Consider the following 19165-nt stretch of genomic DNA (forward strand, 5'->3'; position numbering starts at 1 on the left):
CCGGGCCGGACCGCCCCCACGCGGTCCGGCCGGTGGCTCTACAGCCCGTTGGCCCGGATCACCTGCCGGTACCAGTGCGCGCTGCGCTTGGGGACGCGGCGCTGGGTCGGGTAGTCCACGTAGATCAGTCCCCAGCGCTGGTCGTACCCTTCGGCCCACTCGAAGTTGTCCAGTAGCGACCAGACGTGGTAGCTCTCCAGCGGCACGCCGTCGGCGATCGCCCGGTGGGCGGCGGCGAGGTGGTCCCGCAGGAAGGCGATCCGGCCGGCGTCGTCCACGGTGCCGTCCGCGTCGAGGGTGTCCGGGCAGGGCAGGCCGTTCTCGGTGACGGTGATCGGGATACGGCCGTAGTCGCGGGTGACCCGGGTCAGGATGTCGTACATCCCGTCCGGATAGATCTGCTGCCACTCCGCCTCGGAGGTGGGCCAGCGCTGGACGGTGCCGCCGGCGGCGGTGACGTAGATCGGCGTGTAGTACTGCACGGCCAGCAGGTCGACCGGGCTGGAGATCACCTCCAGGTCGCCGTCCCGGATGCCGCGGGCCATCCGGCTGGTCGGGCCGAGGTCGGCCAGGACGTCCGTCGGGTACGCGCCCTTGAGGACGGAATCCAGGTAGAGGCGGTTCTCGTACCCGTCGTAGAGCCGGGTGGCGGCGGCGGCCTCGGCGGTGTCGTCGGCCGGGTAGCAGGGGTGCAGGTTGAGCGCCGGGCCGATCCGGGCGGCGGAACCGGTGGCACGCAGCGCGCGGACGGCCAGGCCGTGGGCGAGCTGGAGGTGGTGGGCGACCAGGTACGCGGCGTCCGGGTCCTGTCGGCCGGGCGCGTGGTGCCCCCAGAGGTAGCCGTTCTGCACCACGGTCTTGGGCTCGTTGACGGTCAGCCAGACCGGCACCTGGTCGCCGAGGCCACGGAAGACGGCGTCGGCGTAGTCGGCGAAGCGGTGCGCGGTGTCCCGGTTCTCCCACCCGCCGGCGTCCTGGAGCGCCTGCGGCAGGTCCCAGTGGAACAGGGTGACCATCGGGGCGATGCCGCGCTCGTGCAGGCCGTCGACGAGCCGGCGGTAGAAGTCCAGTCCCCGCTGGTTGGGCGCGCCGGTGCCGTCGGCCTGGATCCGGGGCCAGGAGACGGAGAAGCGGTAGCTGCGCAGCCCGAGGTCGCGCATCAGGTCGAGGTCGGCGGCCCAGCGGTGGTAGTGGTCCGCGGCCACGTCGCCGGTGTCGCCGTTGCGGGTGCGGCCGGGCGTACGGCTGAAGGTGTCCCAGATCGACTCGCCCCGGCCGTCCTCCTTGGCGGCGCCCTCGATCTGGTACGCCGAGGTGGCGGCGCCCCAGCCGAAGCCGGCCGGAAAGCGCAGCCCGGCCGGGGCGGGGTCGGCGGTCGGCTCGTCGGCCGGCGGGCCGTCGCAGCCGGCGGCCAGGCTGCCGGCTGCGGCCACGGCGGCTCCGCGGCCGGCGGCGGTGGCGCCGGCGCCGGCGCCACCGCCGCCGGTGGCGGTGGCGGTGGCGGAGAGCGCGGCGCGGCGCAGTAGACGCCGTCGGGTCAGGATCGACATGGAAGTTCTCCTCAGGGTGCGGCCACCCCGACGGCCGGGAGCGCTCCCAGCGCAGGCGTGCGACGGGCCGGACCGCCGAAGGGGTAGACCGTCAGCCTAGAGGGCCGCGCGGGGGCAGCCGGGATGGGGGAAGCAGTGGGGGCGGCCGTCACCGGGCCGGGCGGGCCGGCCGTTCGGACGCGGATAGCGCGCGAGGCCGGCCGGACGGCGCGCCGCGCCTGTCCCGTCGGCCTCTTTTTCCGTCGAGTACGGGGGTTTAGTGTGGGGACGGGGGAGGGCAACCCCCGCCCCCACCTTCAGTGCACACACGCACGTGTGGAATTGGCGTTCGGCCGTGCGTGTCGCGCGGGAGCCGGGCCACGCGAGTGGCTCTGGTTCCACCTCCCTCCGTGCTGGGTGGGTGTCGGCTGGCGACGGCGTCCGGGCTGGCCCGTCGTCAGCCCCATGGCTGGTGTCCGTGATCGGGCGACCACGGTCGATCTCTTTGGTGCATCTCCGTCGATGGAAGCGCTCCCATCGGCGATGTTGCGACTGTAACGCCCGTCACGCCTTTGTGAAAGCCCCTAAACGAGATCGAAACATGGCTCTGCGTCGAGCTGGGACGCTTGTCGTGGGAGCGCTTCCATGGCACCTGTCGATTCGACGCAGTGGAGCCAGCTGGCGCGAGCGTGGGTCGCCGAGGGCATCCGGGTCTCCCGGACGGCACCCCGGGGAGACGGCATCCGTGCTGCCCCGCAGCACACCGGCCGTCCCCGACCGACCACCTTTCCCGAGCGCCTCCGTCCCCCCGCGTACCCCTGCATTCCGCGTGGAGGTGCTCCGCCGGGGCCCGTACGGCCCCGGCCCGGTCCGAGGAGACACCGCGCACATGAGACTCTGGGCAAGACGTCGCCGCACGGCGATGCTCGCCGCCGCCACCCTCGCCGTCGGTGGAGTGGCCCTGCCGGCCGGCGCCGCACAGGCCGCCCCCGCCTGCGACGTGGTCTACGCGACCAATGACTGGAACACCGGATTCACCGCCAACGTCACCATCAAGAACCTGGGCGACGCGGTCAACGCCTGGACCCTGAAGTTCGCCTTCCCGAACAGCTCCCAGCGGGTCACCCAGGGCTGGTCGGCGAGGTGGAGCCAGACCGGCAGCGAGGTCACCGCGACCAACGAGTCGTGGAACGGCAGCCTCGGCACCGGCGCCTCCACCACGATCGGCTTCAACGGCGCCTACTCCGGCAGCAACCCCAAGCCCACCGCCTTCACCCTCAACGGGGTCGCCTGCAACGGCACCCCCGCCAACCAGCCGCCGACGGTCTCCCTCGGCCTGCCGGCCGGCCCCTTCGAGGCGCCCGCCGACGTGCCGTTGACCGCGACCGCCAGCGACCCCGACGGGACGATCGCGAAGGTCGAGTTCTACCGCAACGGGCTGCTGGTCAATACCGACACCGGCGCACCGTACGGCTACACCCTGGAGGACCTGCCCGCCGGCAGCTACACCGTGCAGGCCAAGGCGTACGACAACGCCAACGGCATCGCGGTGGCGGAGAAGTCCTTCACCGTCAGCCCGGCCTCCGGCCCGGTGCTGGTGGCCACCCCGTCCGCGGTGAGCGTCAGCGAGGGCGGCACCACCTCGGTCAACCTGAAGCTCAGCGCGGCCCCCGCCGCGAACGTGCCGGTCACCCTGACCCGCACCGGCGACACCGACCTCACCGTCTCGCCGACCTCGGTGACGCTGACCCCGACGAACTGGAACACCGGGGTGAACGTCACGGTCGCCGCGGCCGAGGACGTGGACACCCTCGGCGGCACCGCCACCGTCACCGCCTCGGCCACCGGCCTCGCCCCGTTGGCGATCACCGCCACCGAGGTCGACAACGACGTGCCGGGTGGGGACAACGCGTACATCAAGCGGTTCCTCGACCAGTACGGCAAGATCAAGAACTCCGGGTACTTCAGCCCGGAGGGCGTGCCGTACCACTCGGTCGAGACGCTGATCGTCGAGGCGCCCGACCACGGCCACGAGACCACCTCGGAGGCGTTCAGCTTCTGGCTCTGGCTGGAGGCCCAGTACGGCCGGGTCACCGAGAACTGGGCCCCGTTCAACAACGCCTGGACGGTGATGGAGAAATACATAATTCCGTCGCACGCCGACCAGCCGACGGCCGGGGCTCCGGGTACGGCCCAGTACGCCGCCGAGTACAACCTGCCCAGCCAGTACCCGTCGCAGCTCCAGCCGTCGGTGCCGGTCGGCCAGGACCCGCTCCGCTCCGAACTGCAGAGCACCTACGGCACCGGCGACATCTACGGCATGCACTGGCTGATGGACGTCGACAACACCTACGGCTTCGGCCACTGCGGTGACGGCACCACCCGGCCCGCGTACATCAACACGTTCCAGCGGGGCACCCAGGAGTCGGTGTGGGAGACCATCCCGCAGCCGTCCTGCGACACCTTCGCCCACGGCGGCCAGTACGGCTACCTGGATCTGTTCGTCAAGGAGGGCAGCGCGCCGGCCAAGCAGTGGAAGTACACCAACGCCCCCGACGCCGACGCCCGCGCCGTGCAGGCCGCCTACTGGGCGCTGACCTGGGCCAAGGCCCAGGGCAAGCAGGCCGACGTGGCGGCCACCGTGGCCAAGGCCGCCAAGATGGGTGACTACCTGCGCTACGCGATGTTCGACAAGTACTTCAAGAAGATCGGCAACTGCGTCGGCGCGAGCACCTGCCCGGCCGGCAGCGGCAAGGACTCGGCGCACTACCTGATGTCCTGGTACTACGCCTGGGGCGGCGCGTACGACCCCACGCAGAACTGGTCCTGGCGGATCGGCTCCAGCCACAACCACTTCGGCTACCAGAACCCCCTCGCCGCGTGGGCGCTGACCAACGTGCCGGAGCTCAAGCCAAAGTCGCCGACCGCGGTCGCCGACTGGCAGAAGAGCTTCGACCGGCAGTTGGAGTTCTACACCTGGCTCCAGTCCGCCGAGGGCGGCATCGCCGGCGGCGCCACCAACAGCTGGGACGGCAGCTACGCCCTGCCGCCGGCCGGCACCGCCACCTTCTACGGCATGTTCTACGACGTCGACCCCGTCTACAACGACCCCCCGTCCAACCAGTGGTTCGGCATGCAGGCCTGGTCGATGCAGCGCATCGCCGAGCTGTACCTGCAGACCGGCAACGCCAAGGCCAAGGCGCTGCTCGACAAGTGGGTGCCGTGGGCCATCGCCAACACCACGGTCGGCGCCAACTGGTCCATCCCGTCGGACCTGAAGTGGACCGGCCAGCCCAACAACTGGGACCCGGCCAACCCGCAGGCAAATACCGGCCTGCACGTCACGGTGACGGTGAAGAGCCAGGACGTCGGCGTCGCCGCCGCCTACGCCCGGACCCTGATCGCGTACGCGGCGAAGTCCGGGAACGTGGCGGCCAAGGACACCGCCAAGGGCCTGCTCGACGCGCTCTACGCGGCCAGCGACACCAAGGGCGTGTCGACCACCGAGAAGCGCGGCGACTACCAGCGCTTCGACGACGTCTACACCGCCGCCGACGGCCAGGGCCTCTACGTCCCGGCCGGCTGGACCGGGAAGATGCCCAACGGCGACGCCATCGCCGCCGGCAAGAGCTTCCTCGACATCCGGTCGTTCTACAAGAACGACCCCGACTGGCCGAAGGTGCAGGCCTACCTGAACGGCGGCGCGGAGCCGGCGTTCAACTACCACCGGTTCTGGGCGCAGGCGGACGTGGCCATGGCGTACGCCGACTACGGCAACCTCTTCCCGAACGGGTGAGCTGACCCTTCCGGGTGGGTGGCGCGACGTCACCCACCCGGAGGCCGACCGGGCCCGGGGGAGCGGGCCGCCCGGTCGGCGGGCGACCTGACGCCCACGGTCAGGTCGGGGATGGGTCGGTCGTCCGGCCGACGCAGCGGACCGACCGGCCCACCCCACCGCCCGCGCCCGCGCCGACGCGGAAAAGCCGCGAAAAAAGAGGGCCTCGCGGGATCACACGACGTCGCGCGACGGAGTACCGTATTTCTCGGAGAGGCCGCTCCCCCCGTGGCGGCCTCTCCCTTTACGTTTGCGGCGAATCCCGGGCCCGCCGCGGCCGGGACGCGGGTACGACCCAGTGAGCGACGTGCCGCCCCGACCGCTACGGTGTGCGGGTGCGCGCGATGGCAAGGGGTTGGACCGCGGTCTGGTTGGTCGTTCTGGCTCTGGCCCAGGCGGCCGCGCTCGTCGTGCTGTGGCGGTTCGCGGTGCACAGCGGCACGGGCCAGTGGCTGGACACCGTCGCCCTGACGGGAAACCGAATCGGCCAGGACCGGATCGACGGGCCGGTGAACCGGATCCTCAACGCGATGTCGATCGTGTCGCTGGTGGCCACCACCGTGGTGATCGGCTTCATCGCGCTGATCCGGGGCCGCAAGGCGCTGGCCCTCGCGGCGACCCTGCTGATAGCCGGCGCCAACGTCAGCACCCAGGTGCTCAAGCACCTGATCGAGCGGCCCGCACTCGGCATCGACCCGGAACGCGACGCGGTCGGCAACAGCCTGCCCAGCGGCCACGCCACCATCGCCGCCTCGGTGGCGCTCGCGCTGATCCTGGTGCTCCCCGCCAAGGTCCGCCCGCTCGGCGCGTTCCTCGGCGTCGCGTACGCCGCCGCCGCCGGGGTGGCCACCCTCTCCGCCGGCTGGCACCGGCCCAGCGACTCGGTCGCCGCCTTCCTGATCGTCGGCGTGTGGGCGGCGCTGGCCGGGTTCCTGCTCCTGCTCTTCCAGCATCAACAGGCGCTGGTCACCTCCGCCGACGCGCACCGGGTCGCCGCAGCCGTGCTCGGCGGCGGCGGGCTGCTCGCGGTCCTCGGCTGCGCACTGGCCCTGTCCTGGCTGCTCGACCAGCAGCAGGTGCCGGTGGACGAACTGGGCCGCCGCCCCCTCCTCGTCGGGTACGCGGGCAGCGCCGCCGGCATCGCCGGCACGATGGGCGTGGTGGCGGCGCTGTTGCTGCTCTCGGTGCACCGCCTGGTGCCCAGGGTCAAGGGCTAGCGCCGGTAGGTGCCCACCATGGTGCCGCTGGCCAGTTCCCGGCCGGCCAGCGCGGCGTGCACGTCGGCGGCCTGCGGCGCGTCGGCCAGATCCAGCGGGCGTTCCAGGGCGTAGAGCCGGAAGAAGTACCGGTGCGCCTCCTCGCCCTGGGGCGGGTGCGGGCCACTCCAGCCGGTGGTGCCGAAGGCGTTGGGCCACTCCCGCCCGCCGGCCGGGACCGTGCCCTCGGCCACCCCGTCGGACGATGGGGAGATCCCGGTGACCAGCCAGTGCAGGAACGGACTCCGCCCGGCGTCCGGGTCCTCCACCAGCAGGAGCAGCTCGGTGGCCGACTCCGGCACGTCCGACCACTCCAGCGGCGGTGAGGCGTTCCCGCCGTCCCGGGAGAAGCGCCCCGGCAGCAGGTCGTGGTCGTTGAACGCGGTGCTGCGCAGCATGATTCCGGCCATCTCTCGCCCGCCCCTCTCGTCGGCCCGGCGCGTACCCGGGTGCGGGACGCTGAAACCGCGTGAGAGGGTACGAGCCGTGGAACGGGTATGGACGGCGTTTCGGGACGAGTGCGCCCAGCTGGACGGTGTGCTGCGCACCCTGACCGTGGGGGACCTGGACCGCCGGACCCCCTGCCCGCCCTGGGCGGTACGCGACCTCGTCGCGCACGTCCGCACCGGCGCCGGACGCCTGGTCGACATGATCGCCGCACCCGCCCCGCCCCGCGCCGAGGTGGACGCGGCCGACTACTTCGGCGCGGCGAAGTTCACCCCCGAGGTCGACGCCGCCCGCATCGACGCCGCCCGCATCGAGGCCGGCCGCCGGGAGGCCCGGGTCGCGGGCACCGCTCGGGGCTCCCGCGAGGCGGCGGCCCGGGAGCCCGGGGAGGTGGCCGCCGCCTTCGCCGCCGCCTGGCGGGCCACCGACGCGGCGGTCGGCGGGCAGCCGGCCGACCGGGTGGTGCGTACCCGGCACGGCGACGCGATGACGCTGGCCGATTTCCTGGTCACCCGGGTGGTGGAGGTGGGCGTGCACGGCCTCGATCTGGCGGTGGCCCTCGACCGGGAACCCTGGCTCACCCCGGCGGCGGCGGAGGTGATCGTCGAACTGCTCGCGGGCGGGCGGCCGGTCCCCGCCGGACTCGGCGCGGACCCGCTCACCCTGGTCCGCAAGGCCACCGGCCGGACGCCGCTGACCACCTCCGAGCGGGCCCAGGCCGAGGCGGCCGGCTTCCGCTGGCTCGCCTTCGGCGGCTGACCCGCCGCCCGTCCGCTCGCGCCCGGGCGTGGGGTCAGGGGGCCGGGCGGGGCGCGGGGACGTGCGGGACGCTGCCGCGCAGGTGGGCCAGGACGATCGGGTCGATCCGTCCCGGGACCAGCCGCTCCTCCAGGTTCTCCACGCCGGCCCAGGACGCCAGCGCGTCGTCCAGACCGGCCCCGCCGACCGGGTGCCCGACGGCGGCCAGCAGCCCGGCCACCTCGTCGGCGAGCGGCCCGGCCAGGTCCAGCAGCGTCTCCGGATCCGGCTTGCCGAAGAGCAGCGTGTGCATGTCGAGCAGCCGGCCCAGCTCGGTGACCGGGTCCGGGTGGTCGTCCACCCGCAGGTCCACCAGGTTGTCGCCGGTGCCCGCGTACCCGCCGCGGCGCTGGACCACCAGGATGCCGGCGCTCTGCCGACCACGCCGGTCGCCCCCGGCCCGGTCGCCGGCGTGCAGCGCGGCGAGCAGCCGCTGGGGGAAGGCCAGCGCTTCCCCGCCCAGCCAGGCGTCGCGGACGGCGTCGACGACGTGCGGGCCGGCGAGGATGTTGCCCTGCACCGCCCAGCCGTCGCCGGCCTGGCCGCCCGCCCAGTCGTGGCAGCGCGGGCCGGTCCAGGTGGCGCCGACCCCGGTGGCCCCGACGACGCCGAGCTGGCGGTCGTCGCGGCCCGGATCGGCGGCGACGAGGCCGGCCACCACGTCCGCGGCGGCCACGCCGCTGCGCAACAGGGCCAGCCCCTGCGGGCCGTAGGCGAGGTTGACGTGGGCCTGGGTGGCGATCGCGCCGACCTCGGCCTCGGCGGCCGGTACCAGCGCACCGGCGGCGAGGAACTTGCTGGCGACCGCGACGCCGTGCAGCAGGCCGTCGGCGGAACGGGCCACGATGGAGAAGGTCACCCGTGGAGGTTAACGCCGCGCGCCGGAAGCGGACGCCCCGCGGTCAGAAGGGCGGCGCGGCCGGCTCGGGCGGCGCGCCCCGGGCCCGGCGGGCGTCCGCCACCGCCACCGCCGCCAGCACGACCACCACCACCGCCCCGGCGATCACCGGCGCGTGGTGCACCAGCACCGGCGCCGGGGCCAGCAGCACCAGGATGGCGACCCAGCGCGACGGCGACACCCGGGCGAAGACCTCGTACTCGAAGCGGGCCCGACCGGCCAGGTAGAGCGCCGGGCCGCCGACGGTCATCGCCAGCCACGGCCACTCGTTGTGGCCCAACGGATGCTCGATCGCCAGCTCGTAACCGATCGCGGTGCCGACCAGGCCGAGCACCATCACCAGATGGGTGTCCGCGGCGGACCGGGCGATGTTCGCCGGGTGGGCCGCCTTCATCACCGCCTCGCCGAGGATCTGCCCGGCCCGCTGCACGTAGATCCGCCACAGCAGCACCGACGTCGCGATCGCGACAGCGAACGCCCCGGTGCGGGCCGCGCCGTACGGGCCGCCGTTGAGGGTGAGCCCGGCGACCAGGATGGTCTCGCCGAGCGCGATGAGGAAGAACTGCTGGTACCGCTCGGCCAGGTGCTCCCCGGCGACCTGCCACTTGCTCACCGTCGACCGGCCCAGCCCGGGCACCGGCCAGCCGAGTCGGGCCGCCAGGTACTCGATCAGCAGGGCCAGACTCCAGAGCACCACCCGCGGATTGGTCGGCAGCACCGCACCGGCCAGCCAGAACAGCCCGCTGAAGCTGAACACGATCAGCATCCGCAGCTTGAGCCGCCGGTACTCCTGTGGAGCGAGGAACACCAGCAGCAACAGCGGGCGGGTCACCTGCACCACCACGTACGCCACCGCGAACGCCACCCCGGCGGCGCTGAAGGCGCGGGTGACCGCCACCCCCATCACCATGCTCCCCACCAGCGCGGTGATCACGATGAGCTGCAACCCCAGGTGGTACGGGTCGTACCGGCTGGTGGTCCAGGCGGTGCCCTGCCACACCGCCCAGAGCGCCAGGAGCAGCAGCAGCGTCTTGCCGCCCCCGGTCACCGGCGCCCAGCCCTCACTGCCCCCCGGCTCCACCGCCAGGTCCTCGAACGCGCGGGCGCCGACCCGGGTGAGCACGAAGACGTAGACCAGGTCGAAGAAGAGCTCGAGGAACGTCGCCCGCGAGGGGTCGCCGCCCGCCGGCAGGAGGCCCCTGCGCCCGCCGGTCGTCATGGTCGCCCCGCCCCGGCGTCGGCCCAGCTCACCTGGCAGTCGTAACACCTCGGGCCGCCGCCGCGGCCCGGAACGGGCGATCCGCGGCACCCGCCGCGTCTTGTCGGGGACCGTCGGAGCGGGCACGATCGACCGGGTGACGAACCGATGGGGCATGACCGTGCCGCTGGGCGGGGTCCCGCTCGCCGACCACGCCGCGGTCTACGCGGCCCTCGACCGGGCCGGCTTCACCGACGTCTGGTCGTCCGAGGTCAACGGCGCCGACGCGTTCACGCCGCTCGCCCTGGCCGCTGCCTGGCAGCCGCGGCTACAGCTGGGCACCGCGATCACCCCGGTCTTCACCCGGGGCCCCGGGCTGCTGGCGATGAGCGCCGCCGCGCTCGCCGAGGCCGCGCCGGGGCGGTTCCGCCTCGGCATCGGCGCCTCCTCGCCCGTGGTGGTGCGGGACTGGAACGCTGTGGCCTTCACCGAGCCGTTCCGGCGTACCCGGGACGTGCTGCGCTTCCTCAAGGCCGCGCTGGGCGGACAGACCGTCGACGGCGCGTTCGACACCTTCGCCGTACGCCGGTTCACCCTGGAACGGCCGCCGGCCGTACCCCCGGCGGTGCTGCTGGCCGCCCTGCGCCCGGGGATGCTCCGGCTCGCCGCGGCCGAGGCCGACGGGGTGATCCTCAACTGGCTCGCCGCCGACGACGTGCCGAAGGCCGTCGCCGAGCTGGGCGGCCGCGGCCCCGACTTCGAGGTGGTCGCCCGGATCTTCGTCTGCCCGACCGAGGACGCCGGCTACGCCCGCACCCTCGGCCGCCGGCTGATCACCAGCTACCTCACCGTCCCCGCGTACGCCGAGTTCCACCGCTGGCTTGGCCGGGAGAGCACGCTCGGCCCGATGTGGGCGGCCTGGGCGGCGGGGGACCGGCGGGGAGCCGGCGCGGCCGTGCCCGACGAGGTGGTCGACGCGCTGGTGCTGCACGGCTCGCCCGAGCACTGCCGCGCCGAGGTGCTCCGCTACGCCGAGGCCGGAGTGGACGTGCCGGTGCTCGCGCTGCTGCCCACCCCGGAACTCACCTCCGGCGGCGCCGCCGCGCTCGGCGCGCTGATCGGCCGGCTCGGCCTCGGCCAGGGGAGCTGAGATGAACCTGACCCGTCGTCGCCGCAGCCATGATCGACCGCCTCGTCCACCACGCCGAAGTCATCTCGATGAAGGGCGACAGCTACCGACTCAAAGACCGCGACCTCGGCCGCGTCCCCGCAGCGGACAAGACCAACGACTAAAAGATCAACCAAACCGAGGTGGTCCAGTTTCAGCCGGACCACGGTGGGCCGTGGTCACGGTTGAGGCGGCGTTGACACGATCGGCCTGTAGGTAGGAATCAGCGAAAAATCTACGACAACGCTGGTCAACCCGGTTCCGGCACAAGCGGCACCGGGTTGAACCAGCGTTGTCGCTGATTTCGGGGGAGAACTACGGCTGGGCGACGGAGACACCTGCCACGGCACCGAGCAGGTCGACAGCGCTGCCAACCCGGTGACACGCCCAGCCAGCGACTCCACGCCGTCTCTCGCTTGCGTGAACTCGAAGGGGCCCGGGTGGCGATACATGGGTGAGGAGCCGGCAGGTGTAGAGGGGGTCTGCATGGGGCGAGCTGACAGGAGTGCCGAACATGATGGTTGACCAGCAGCTCGTCGCCGAGCAGAAAACCGATGCGTGGTATGTGAAGGCATCTCTGGCTAACCATTCCATGTTCACGGTTCTCTACGACCGGCACGCAGCGGCGTTGTACCGATACGCCCACGGGCGCGTTGGCGCCGATGTCGTAGACGACGTGGTGTCCGAGACGTTCTTGGTCGCCTTCCGGCGCCGGCACCGCTACGACGTGTCTCGGCCCGATGCGCGACCGTGGCTGTTCGGCATCCTGACCAAGGAGATCTCGCACTATCGGCGGCGGGAACGCGGGCACTACCGGGCTATGGCTCGATGCGGCCCGATCGACGTCGTACCAGATGCCGCGGAACAGGCGGTGGCTGGCGCAGCAGCTCACGCGCTACGTGCACGCCTGGCTCGAGCCTTGTCCGACCTGCCAGCCAGAGATCGCGACGTTTTGTTGCTCATCGCTTGGGGTGGGCTCAGCTACGAGGAGACCGCCCATGCGATCGGCATCCCCGTCGGAACCGTGCGGTCACGGCTGAACCGTGCCCGCCGCAAAGTCAGCAGCGCGCTCGGCGGCGACGACCCGACGCGGGCGGTAGAGGAGTCGATGTGAACAACCGGCAAATGATCGACGAGGTCAGAACCCTGCTCGAACCAGTGGAGCCGCCACCGCATCTGCGAGGGCAGGTCAGCAGCATGATCGCTGGCTCAGCGAGACCAGTGCGGCCGCGATTCCGCAGACTCGCGACGGTCGGTGTCGCAGCCACGACCGGGGCGCTCGCTCTGCTGATCGGCTCGGTGGTCAGCCTCGATGGAAAACCGCCCGCCGCCAGCGCCCAGGCAGCGGACATCCTTCACCGGGCCGCAGACGCCGCTCGGGCCGACCAGACTCCGGTCCCGCGGGGGGACCAGTTCATCCTGACCACGACGAAAGGATTCGCACCCGACGGTGGCCATCCCGCGACGACCCTCACCCGCTCCTGGATGTCTGTTGACGGAGCCCATGATGGCCTGATCCGGGTCAGCGACCCGCCGGCCGGCGGCCGGCACTCCACCGTGATCCCGGGGTGCCGGAACGGGCGGGCCGCGGAATGGGCGCCAGACGGCAGCCTGCTGAGCTCGACCCGGCCGTGCACCCCAGAGCCGGCCTACCTGAAGAAGCTGCCAACCGATGCCACCAGGATGTTGGACTATCTGCGGCGGATGAACGGCGGCACCACGGCAAGCAACGAAGAGACGTTCGCCAACGTGGGAGTGCTGATCCGGCGGGGATACCTGCCCGCACAGTCGCGAGCGGCGCTGTACGAGGCGGCGACGAAAATCCCCGGAGTGGTCGCCTCTGACACCATGACGGACGCTGCGGGCCGCTCCGGGATCGGCGTGTCCCTCTCCGGGGACATCGACCGCTACGACCTCATCTTTGAGCCGCGGACCTACCGGTTCCTCGGCTGGCAAGTCGTGGCGACGACCGAGAACGCTGTCCCGCAGTCCCGACGCGAGGTGATCTTGGAGGTAACGGTCGTCGACCGTGCCGGTCAGATGCCGTAGCGCCGCAGGCTGGGCGTCGACAGCGAGCAGGGGGGTGGCCGCCGGAAAAGTGGCCACCCCCCTGCTCGCAAGTGATTCTTACGGGAAGTACTGGAACGGGCTGGTACCACCGCCGATCGACGAGCCGTTGTTGTTGAAGGTGTCGACGAGGGTGTAGCCGTACCCGCTACCGGAGGTGGTGAAGGTGGCGACCGGGTAGTGGCCGGTGTGGTCGGTCAGGACGGTGTACTGGTAGTAGTACGAGCCCTTGTAGGTGATGTACAGGCGGGCGGTGCCGTTGGACACGACGCCGCTCCAGGAGTTGACGTAGAAGTCACCCTTCAGCTGGCTCGTGCTCTGGCTCCAGCTGATGCAGACGCCCAAGCCCGCGGTGTTCTTGCAGCCGCCTCCGCTCGCCATCGGCGTCACCGAGTTCTCCAGTTCGGCGGCGAGCTTGAGAGCTCTCTTCGAAGGAGGCGGCGGGTTCTTCTCCACCCAGTAGGTGACGTTGTCGCCCGGCACCACCGGCCCGTTGCCTTTGGCGGACACGACGTGGCTGTTAGAAGCCCCCGTTGTCATGCCGCTGGCGGACGCGGCACTAGGAGCCGACAGCGTGGTCAGCGCGGTGGTCAGCGCCAGGATCGTTGCCATGCCTAACTTGCGAAGCACAAATTCCTCCCATGGAAGTTGCTCGTTCCCCGACTGCATGAACATACATCAATGTCATCGCGGGTACTGCCCCGCTCACCGTGCGTGGTGAATCCGGCGTAGCGTCAAAGTCGGTGGGCCGCTGGGAGCGGGTGGCCTCAGCTCATTCCCCTCGACGCTGCGCGTCCAGGCTGACTAGCGTGGGCGGGTAGTCGATCACTACGGGGCACGATGACCGACGAATCCGCGCCCCTTGGACGGCCGCGAACTGTGGACGGCACGATCGCGGGCTTGCAGGACCAGATTGACCAGCTCACATCCACCCTGGAGTACCACCAACGGTTGTTCGAGCGGCTGCGCGCCAAGGGGTACTGGCAGCGAGTGAGCCCGACGACGAGCGGGCGTCATGACCGCGCCCGAGCAGCCCGGCGACCTGGTCCCGGCTGAGACCGCCGAGCGCGTCGACGCGGCCCGTGACCTGGCGCTGCGGACGGCGTCGCTGCACGCTCAGGTCGCGCCCGGGCCCTGGCGTGACCTCCGCGGAGCGGGACCGGCTGCTGGCCGGGAAGGAGGTCGCGGCCCGCTTCTACCGGGCGCAGCTCGACGGGCCTGACGGTGCGGGGCCACGCCGGTGGCTGGCCGAGCAAGGCGTGCCGACCGACGGCCGGTGGGTGCTCGGGTATGCGCCGGGCCGGCCGACGGAGCTGGTCAACGAGCTGCGTCGGGCCGGCTCCACCGGCACCGAGATCCTGGCCTCGGGGTTGGCCTCGACCGGCCGGGGTGGGCTGCTGGTCGACCGCTTTCAGGGCCGGGTGACGGTCGGGGTGCGCGAGCAGGGGCGGGGGTCAGGGGCCCCAGCGGAGGGGGGCGGGGTGGACCGACCAAAGGAGGCGGCGCCAGGCCGGGCGGCTGGCACGCAGCGCCGCGGCGTAGTCGCGGGCGATCGCCGTCGCGTGATCGGCCTGCCCAGCGTCCACTGTGGCGGGAGCGAAGGCCGCCTGATTGAGCAGCGTCGCCAGTTCGTCTAGGTCTTCGCCCGCCGCGCCGCCCCCGGTCGGGCCGCTTCCGGGCGCGCCGCTGTCGGCTGCGCTGCTTCCGGCCGTGCTCGCGTCGGTGGCGGTGCGGGCCTCGGCGAGCGCGCGGCGGGCCCGGGCGGCGACCTCGGTGGCGGACAGGTCCCGGCCAACCGGACGGCCGGCCAGCCGTAGCGCGTCGGTGACGTGCCGCCAGGCGCCGGCGACCCGCGCGGCCGGGTCGCCCCGCTCCAGGCGGTCCCGGGTCTGCGCCCGGCGCAGCCCGGCCAGCGCCGCCAGCGCCGCCCCGACCACCAGCAGCAGACCGCCGCTCCCGCCGCCGACCAGCACCGCCGTCGGCACGCCACGGTCCCCGCCGGCCGGGCGGGGCGCCGCCACCGCCGGCGGGGTGGCGGTCGGCGCGAGGGTCGGCTCCGGCACCTCCGACGGCGGCGGGTCCTCCGGCGCCGGCCGGAAGTCCTCCTCCACCGGCCGGGGGTCCTGGTCCGGTCGGGGCAGCGGGTCGAACGGCACCCAGCCGACGCCGGAGAAGAGCACCTCCGGCCAGGCGTACGCGTCGGCGGCCCGGACCGGCCCGTCGCCCCGCGACTCGAAGCCCACCACCACCCGGGTGGGCAGCCCGGTCAGCCGGCCCAGCACCGCGAACGCCGCCGCGAACTGCTCGGACGTGCCGCGCTGACCACCACCATCGCGCGGGCCGAAGAGGAAGAAGCTCAGATTCGGGTACGCGTGTCCGCTCGGCGCGTCCGCCACCACCCGGTAGTGCTCGGCGAGGAACTGCTCGATCGCCGCCGCCCGGGCGTACGGCGCGCCGTTCTCCTCGGCCAGCTGGGTGGCGAGCCGGCGTAGCTGCTCCGGTGCCCCGTCGGCGACCTGCAGCACCCGGGCCACCTCGTCCCCGGCCGGTACGTCGGCGGTGGCGATCAGGTTCGCGGCGGGGCGTTCCCGCAGCGAGGTGACCGTGTACCGCAGCCCCGGGGTCAGTCCCTCGGGTCGGATCAGCGTCCCGGTCGCCGGGTCGTACGCCACCCGGGCGCCGCTGACCTCGCGGGGAGTGGCCACCGCCGGGAGCAGCCGCCCGGTCAGGTCGGCCACGGTGATCTCCTGCCGGACGGTGTCCACCGCGCCGCTGCCGGGTGGTGCCGCCGGCAGGATCCGTCCGGCGTTGCGGTAGGTCGCCCCGACCCGCCAGGTCACCCCGTCGTAGTCGCTGAGCACGGCCAGCCGGATCCGGGTCTCCCGCCCGCCCGGGCCGCCGGCGGCCGCCGTCGAGACGTCGAGCAGCTTCTGGTCCGGGTTCAGCGCCCAGCCGGAGATGCGGATCAGCGGGTTCTCGTCCAGCGACTCCACCCGGGGCGGCTGCACGTAGCGGCGCGGGTCGACCGGCCGCTCGTTCACAAGGGCAGCCAGCGCCGGGCCGAGCAGCGCGGCCAGCCCCACCACCACGGCCACGCCCAGCGCGGAGGTCACCATCAGCCGGGCCTGGACGGCCGCCCGGACCGTCGGGGCGAGCCCGGCCGCCGGGTCGGCGCCGCCGGCGGCGACCCGACCGGCGGGGGCCGCGAGGCCCAGCGCCGCCGCGGCGGCGAACGCCACCGACGGCCAGATCGCCGGGTCGGCGTTCGGCCCCACCACGTAGAGGGCACCGGCGTAGAGCAGCGCCGGCGGCAGGAAGCCGAGCAGCACCCGCCCCGCGCGCACCGCCACCTCGGTGCCGGCGAGCCCGGCCAGCCAGGCCGCCACCAGCGGCACCAGCACCGTGTCGGGGGCCGGCTCGACCGGGATCATCGCGGTGAGCAGCCGGGGGATGCCGTTGCGGGCGGCGTCGCCGGCCACCTCGGCGAAGCCGCCCGGCACCGCGCCGTGCGCGGCGGCCAGCCGCAGCGACCACGCCGTCCAGCCGGCCATCGCCAGCACCGACACCGGCGCCACCAGCCAGGAGGGCAGCCGCCGGGCCACCACGCCCACCAGCACCGAGCCGACCGCCGCGCCCAGCATCAGCCGGGTCAGCAGGTCACCGGCGTACACCCGGCCGAGGACCACGCCGGCCAGCCCGATCATCACGACCAGCGCCACCGGCACCGGCACCGCGCGCAGCGCCCGCGCCGTCGCGCCGCCACCCGGCGGCGCGGTTACCGGCGTGACCGCCTCGCGGGGCGCGGTGGTCACCACCGGCGCACCCCGTCCCACTCGGCGGCGAACGCCGCGCCGTCGGCCGCGTCCAGCACCACCAGGCCGGCCGCGTCGGCCGGCGTCGGCCCGTCCGCCCCGAACACCCCCACCACCACCGACGGGTACGGCCCGCGCAGCGCGCCCAGCTGCCCCAGGTCGTCCCGACCCCCCGGCCCGGTCAGGAAGACCAGCGTGTCGCCGAGCCGGTCCTGGCGCAGCCGTGCCGCGGTGGCGCGCAGCGTCGCCCCGTCCGCCCCTGTCAGCTCCACGGCGGTCAACCGGTCCAACGGCGGATCGGCGGCCCGGTCGTCGGCCGGGTCCACCAGCACCAGCACCACGGGCAGGTCCTCCCGGACGGCGGCGGTGACCACCGAGGCCGCCGCCTCGCAGGCGGACTCGAACGACTCGGCCACCCCGTCGACCCGACCCGGGTGGGCGACGGCCCGGTTGTCCAGCAGCACCACGATCCGGGGCAGGCTGGTGTCCACGTTCTCCCGCACCATCAGCTCGCCGACCCGGGCGCTGGTGCGCCAGTGCACCCGGCGCAGCTCGTCGCCGACCACGTACTCGCGCAGCGAGTCGAAGGTGATCGAGCCATGCGGCACGCTGTCCACCCGGCCGTCGAGGCTGCGCCCCGCGCCGGTGGGCACCGCGCGCAGCGGGTGGATCCGTGGGTGCACCCAGACCGGCACGCTGTCCCCGTACGGCCGGGAGAGCTCCACCAGGCCCAGCGGGTCCCGGCGGGTGACCCGCAGCGGACCCACCGGCACCACGCCCCGCCGGTGGGTCGGCACGTCGTACGCGACGGTGGTGTCCCGTCCGGGGCGCAGCCGTAGCACCGGCACCGGCACCGTCGCGGCGCCGCACCGGTCCTCGGCGAGCAGGTTCGCCGCCCGCCACCGGCCGGCGTTGCGCACGCTCACCGACATCCGGGTTGGCTCGCCGCGCGCCACCCGGTCCGGGTCGGCCCGCCGGTCCACCGCCAGCCGGGGTCGCCACGCCGCCGTCGCCACCGCGTGGCCGACGGCGACCGCGGCCGCCCCGCCGAGCAGGGTCAGCTCGGGGTACGCGAAGCGGAAACCCGTGCCGAGCAGCGTCCCGGCGGCGGCGAGCAGCCCGACACCCCGGGCGGTGATCCCCATCGGCGCGGCCGTCAGGAGTGCGCCGGGGCCGGCTGGCCCGACGGCAGCGGCACCGGCACCGACGCGATGGCCTGGCGCAGCACCTCGGCGGCGGTCACCCCGCGCACCTGGGCGTCCGGGGTGAGTAGCAGCCGGTGCGCGAAGACCGGCCCGGCGAGTGTCTTCAGGTCCTCCGGCATGATCCAGCCCCGGCCGTCGATCAGCGCGTACGCGCACGCCGCCCGGGTCAGCGCGATCACCCCGCGCGGGCTCACCCCGACCCGGACCTGTGGGTGGTTGCGGGTGGCGGCGGCCAGCCGGACCGCGTACGTGTAGAGCGGTTCGGCGATGTGCACGCGGCGGGCCATCCGCACCATCTCCCCGACGGTGGCCGTGTCGGTGACGGCGCTGAGCGCCTCGGGGGAGCGGGCCGTGGCGCCGCGCAGCACCTCCACCTCGACCGCCTCGTCGGGGTAGCCGACGGAGAGCTTCACCAGGAACCGGTCCAGCTGCGCCTCCGGCAGGCGGTAGGTGCCGTCCATCTCCACCGGGTTCTGGGTGGCCACCACCAGGAACGGCTGCGGCACCGGGTGCCGGACGCCGTCCACCGTGACGGTGTGTTCCTCCATCACCTCCAGCAGCGCCGACTGGGTCTTCGGCGAGGCCCGGTTGATCTCGTCGGCGATGACGATGTTGGCGAAGACCGGGCCGGGGTGGAACTCGAAGGCCCGGGTGGCCTGGTTGAAGATGGTCACCCCGCTCACGTCGGAGGGGAGCAGGTCCGGGGTGAACTGGATGCGCCGCCACTGCCCCTTGACGGTCGCGGCGATCGCCCGGGCCAGCGTGGTCTTGCCGACTCCCGGGACGTCCTCCAGCAGCACGTGCCCCTGCGCGAAGAGCGCCGTCAACGCCAGCCGGACCACCTCGGGTTTGCCCAGCACGACCGCGTTGACGTTCTCCGCCAGCCGGGCGGCGAGGGCGGCGAAGCCCTGCACCTCCGGCTGGGTGAGCGGTTCCTGGGGGCTGTTCACGG

The 19165-nt window shown here is 73.3% G+C and carries 14 protein-coding genes and 1 pseudogene; 7 read left to right on the forward strand and 8 right to left on the reverse strand.

Annotated elements, in window-relative coordinates; translation table 11 throughout:
* Positions 1-38: 38 nt before the first annotated feature.
* Positions 39-1550, reverse strand: coding sequence for a GH1 family beta-glucosidase (locus tag AC5RWQ_RS18090; protein WP_494283871.1), 1512 nt, complete (start codon positions 1548-1550; stop codon positions 39-41).
* Positions 1551-2418: 868 nt separating this feature from the next.
* Between AC5RWQ_RS18090 and AC5RWQ_RS18095 the strand changes: the two genes are divergently transcribed.
* Both AC5RWQ_RS18095 and AC5RWQ_RS18100 read left to right on the forward strand, forming a co-directional pair.
* Entirely contained in the window at positions 2419-5325 is a 2907-nt protein-coding gene (locus tag AC5RWQ_RS18095) for a glycoside hydrolase family 48 protein (protein ID WP_494283872.1), read from the forward strand.
* 368 nt (positions 5326-5693) lie between these two features.
* Entirely contained in the window at positions 5694-6581 is an 888-nt protein-coding gene (locus AC5RWQ_RS18100) for a phosphatase PAP2 family protein (RefSeq protein ID WP_494283873.1), read from the forward strand.
* On the opposite strand, the gene AC5RWQ_RS18105 is transcribed toward AC5RWQ_RS18100, so the two are convergent.
* Complete coding sequence (locus AC5RWQ_RS18105; protein WP_494283874.1) at positions 6578-7030, reverse strand: YbhB/YbcL family Raf kinase inhibitor-like protein; 453 nt, start codon at positions 7028-7030, stop codon at positions 6578-6580. The two genes, AC5RWQ_RS18100 and AC5RWQ_RS18105, sit on opposite strands and share 4 nt — an antisense overlap.
* Before the next feature lie 76 nt (positions 7031-7106).
* Between AC5RWQ_RS18105 and AC5RWQ_RS18110 the strand changes: the two genes are divergently transcribed.
* Positions 7107-7826, forward strand: coding sequence for a maleylpyruvate isomerase N-terminal domain-containing protein (locus tag AC5RWQ_RS18110; protein ID WP_494283875.1), 720 nt, complete (start codon positions 7107-7109; stop codon positions 7824-7826).
* A gap of 34 nt (positions 7827-7860) precedes the next feature.
* Here AC5RWQ_RS18110 and AC5RWQ_RS18115 read toward each other — a convergent pair whose 3' ends face one another.
* Positions 7861-8724: a DUF1028 domain-containing protein gene (locus AC5RWQ_RS18115; RefSeq protein WP_494283876.1), complete on the reverse strand. Its 864-nt coding sequence runs from the start codon at positions 8722-8724 to the stop codon at positions 7861-7863.
* Between the two features lie 43 nt (positions 8725-8767).
* Complete coding sequence (locus tag AC5RWQ_RS18120; RefSeq protein WP_494283877.1) at positions 8768-9982, reverse strand: low temperature requirement protein A; 1215 nt, start codon at positions 9980-9982, stop codon at positions 8768-8770.
* Between the two features lie 154 nt (positions 9983-10136).
* Between AC5RWQ_RS18120 and AC5RWQ_RS18125 the strand changes: the two genes are divergently transcribed.
* The 4 genes and pseudogenes from AC5RWQ_RS18125 (at position 10137) to AC5RWQ_RS18140 (ending at position 13178) form a co-directional block, all read left to right on the forward strand.
* Positions 10137-11111: an LLM class F420-dependent oxidoreductase gene (locus AC5RWQ_RS18125; RefSeq protein WP_494283962.1), complete on the forward strand. Its 975-nt coding sequence runs from the start codon at positions 10137-10139 to the stop codon at positions 11109-11111.
* Between the two features lie 14 nt (positions 11112-11125).
* Positions 11126-11254, forward strand: a pseudogene (locus AC5RWQ_RS18130) (ATP-binding protein); the annotation flags it as partial.
* A gap of 389 nt (positions 11255-11643) precedes the next feature.
* On the forward strand, positions 11644-12243 hold the full coding sequence (locus tag AC5RWQ_RS18135; RefSeq protein ID WP_494283878.1) for an RNA polymerase sigma factor: 600 nt from the start codon (positions 11644-11646) through the stop codon (positions 12241-12243).
* On the forward strand, positions 12240-13178 hold the full coding sequence (locus tag AC5RWQ_RS18140) for a CU044_5270 family protein (RefSeq protein WP_494283879.1): 939 nt from the start codon (positions 12240-12242) through the stop codon (positions 13176-13178). The genes AC5RWQ_RS18135 and AC5RWQ_RS18140 overlap by 4 nt, the downstream gene beginning before the upstream one ends.
* Positions 13179-13256: 78 nt before the next feature.
* On the opposite strand, the gene AC5RWQ_RS18145 is transcribed toward AC5RWQ_RS18140, so the two are convergent.
* From AC5RWQ_RS18145 to AC5RWQ_RS18160, 4 genes are all read right to left on the reverse strand, one after another.
* A complete protein-coding gene (locus AC5RWQ_RS18145) occupies positions 13257-13808 on the reverse strand; it encodes a hypothetical protein (RefSeq protein ID WP_494283880.1) in 552 nt (183 codons plus the stop codon).
* Positions 13809-14650: 842 nt separating this feature from the next.
* Entirely contained in the window at positions 14651-17029 is a 2379-nt protein-coding gene (locus AC5RWQ_RS18150; protein WP_494283881.1) for a transglutaminase TgpA family protein, read from the reverse strand.
* Positions 17005-18153, reverse strand: a complete 1149-nt coding sequence (locus AC5RWQ_RS18155; RefSeq protein ID WP_494283882.1) for a DUF58 domain-containing protein — start codon at positions 18151-18153, stop codon at positions 17005-17007. The genes AC5RWQ_RS18150 and AC5RWQ_RS18155 overlap by 25 nt, the downstream gene beginning before the upstream one ends.
* Positions 18154-18164: 11 nt before the next feature.
* Positions 18165-19163, reverse strand: a complete 999-nt coding sequence (locus tag AC5RWQ_RS18160) for an AAA family ATPase (RefSeq protein ID WP_494283883.1) — start codon at positions 19161-19163, stop codon at positions 18165-18167.
* Positions 19164-19165 lie beyond the last annotated feature (2 nt).

Source organism: Micromonospora sp. BS32, assembly GCF_059089345.1.

Coding starts and splice junctions, on each gene's coding strand:
- AC5RWQ_RS18090 (WP_494283871.1), bottom strand. CDS start 1,550: ATGTCGATCCTGACCCGACGGCGTCTACTGCGCCGCGCCGCGCTCTCC.
- AC5RWQ_RS18095 (WP_494283872.1), top strand. CDS start 2,419: ATGAGACTCTGGGCAAGACGTCGCCGCACGGCGATGCTCGCCGCCGCC.
- AC5RWQ_RS18105 (WP_494283874.1), bottom strand. CDS start 7,030: ATGGCCGGAATCATGCTGCGCAGCACCGCGTTCAACGACCACGACCTG.
- AC5RWQ_RS18120 (WP_494283877.1), bottom strand. CDS start 9,982: ATGACGACCGGCGGGCGCAGGGGCCTCCTGCCGGCGGGCGGCGACCCC.
- AC5RWQ_RS18125 (WP_494283962.1), top strand. CDS start 10,137: ATGACCGTGCCGCTGGGCGGGGTCCCGCTCGCCGACCACGCCGCGGTC.
- AC5RWQ_RS18135 (WP_494283878.1), top strand. CDS start 11,644: ATGATGGTTGACCAGCAGCTCGTCGCCGAGCAGAAAACCGATGCGTGG.
- AC5RWQ_RS18145 (WP_494283880.1), bottom strand. CDS start 13,808: ATGGCAACGATCCTGGCGCTGACCACCGCGCTGACCACGCTGTCGGCT.
- AC5RWQ_RS18155 (WP_494283882.1), bottom strand. CDS start 18,153: ATGGGGATCACCGCCCGGGGTGTCGGGCTGCTCGCCGCCGCCGGGACG.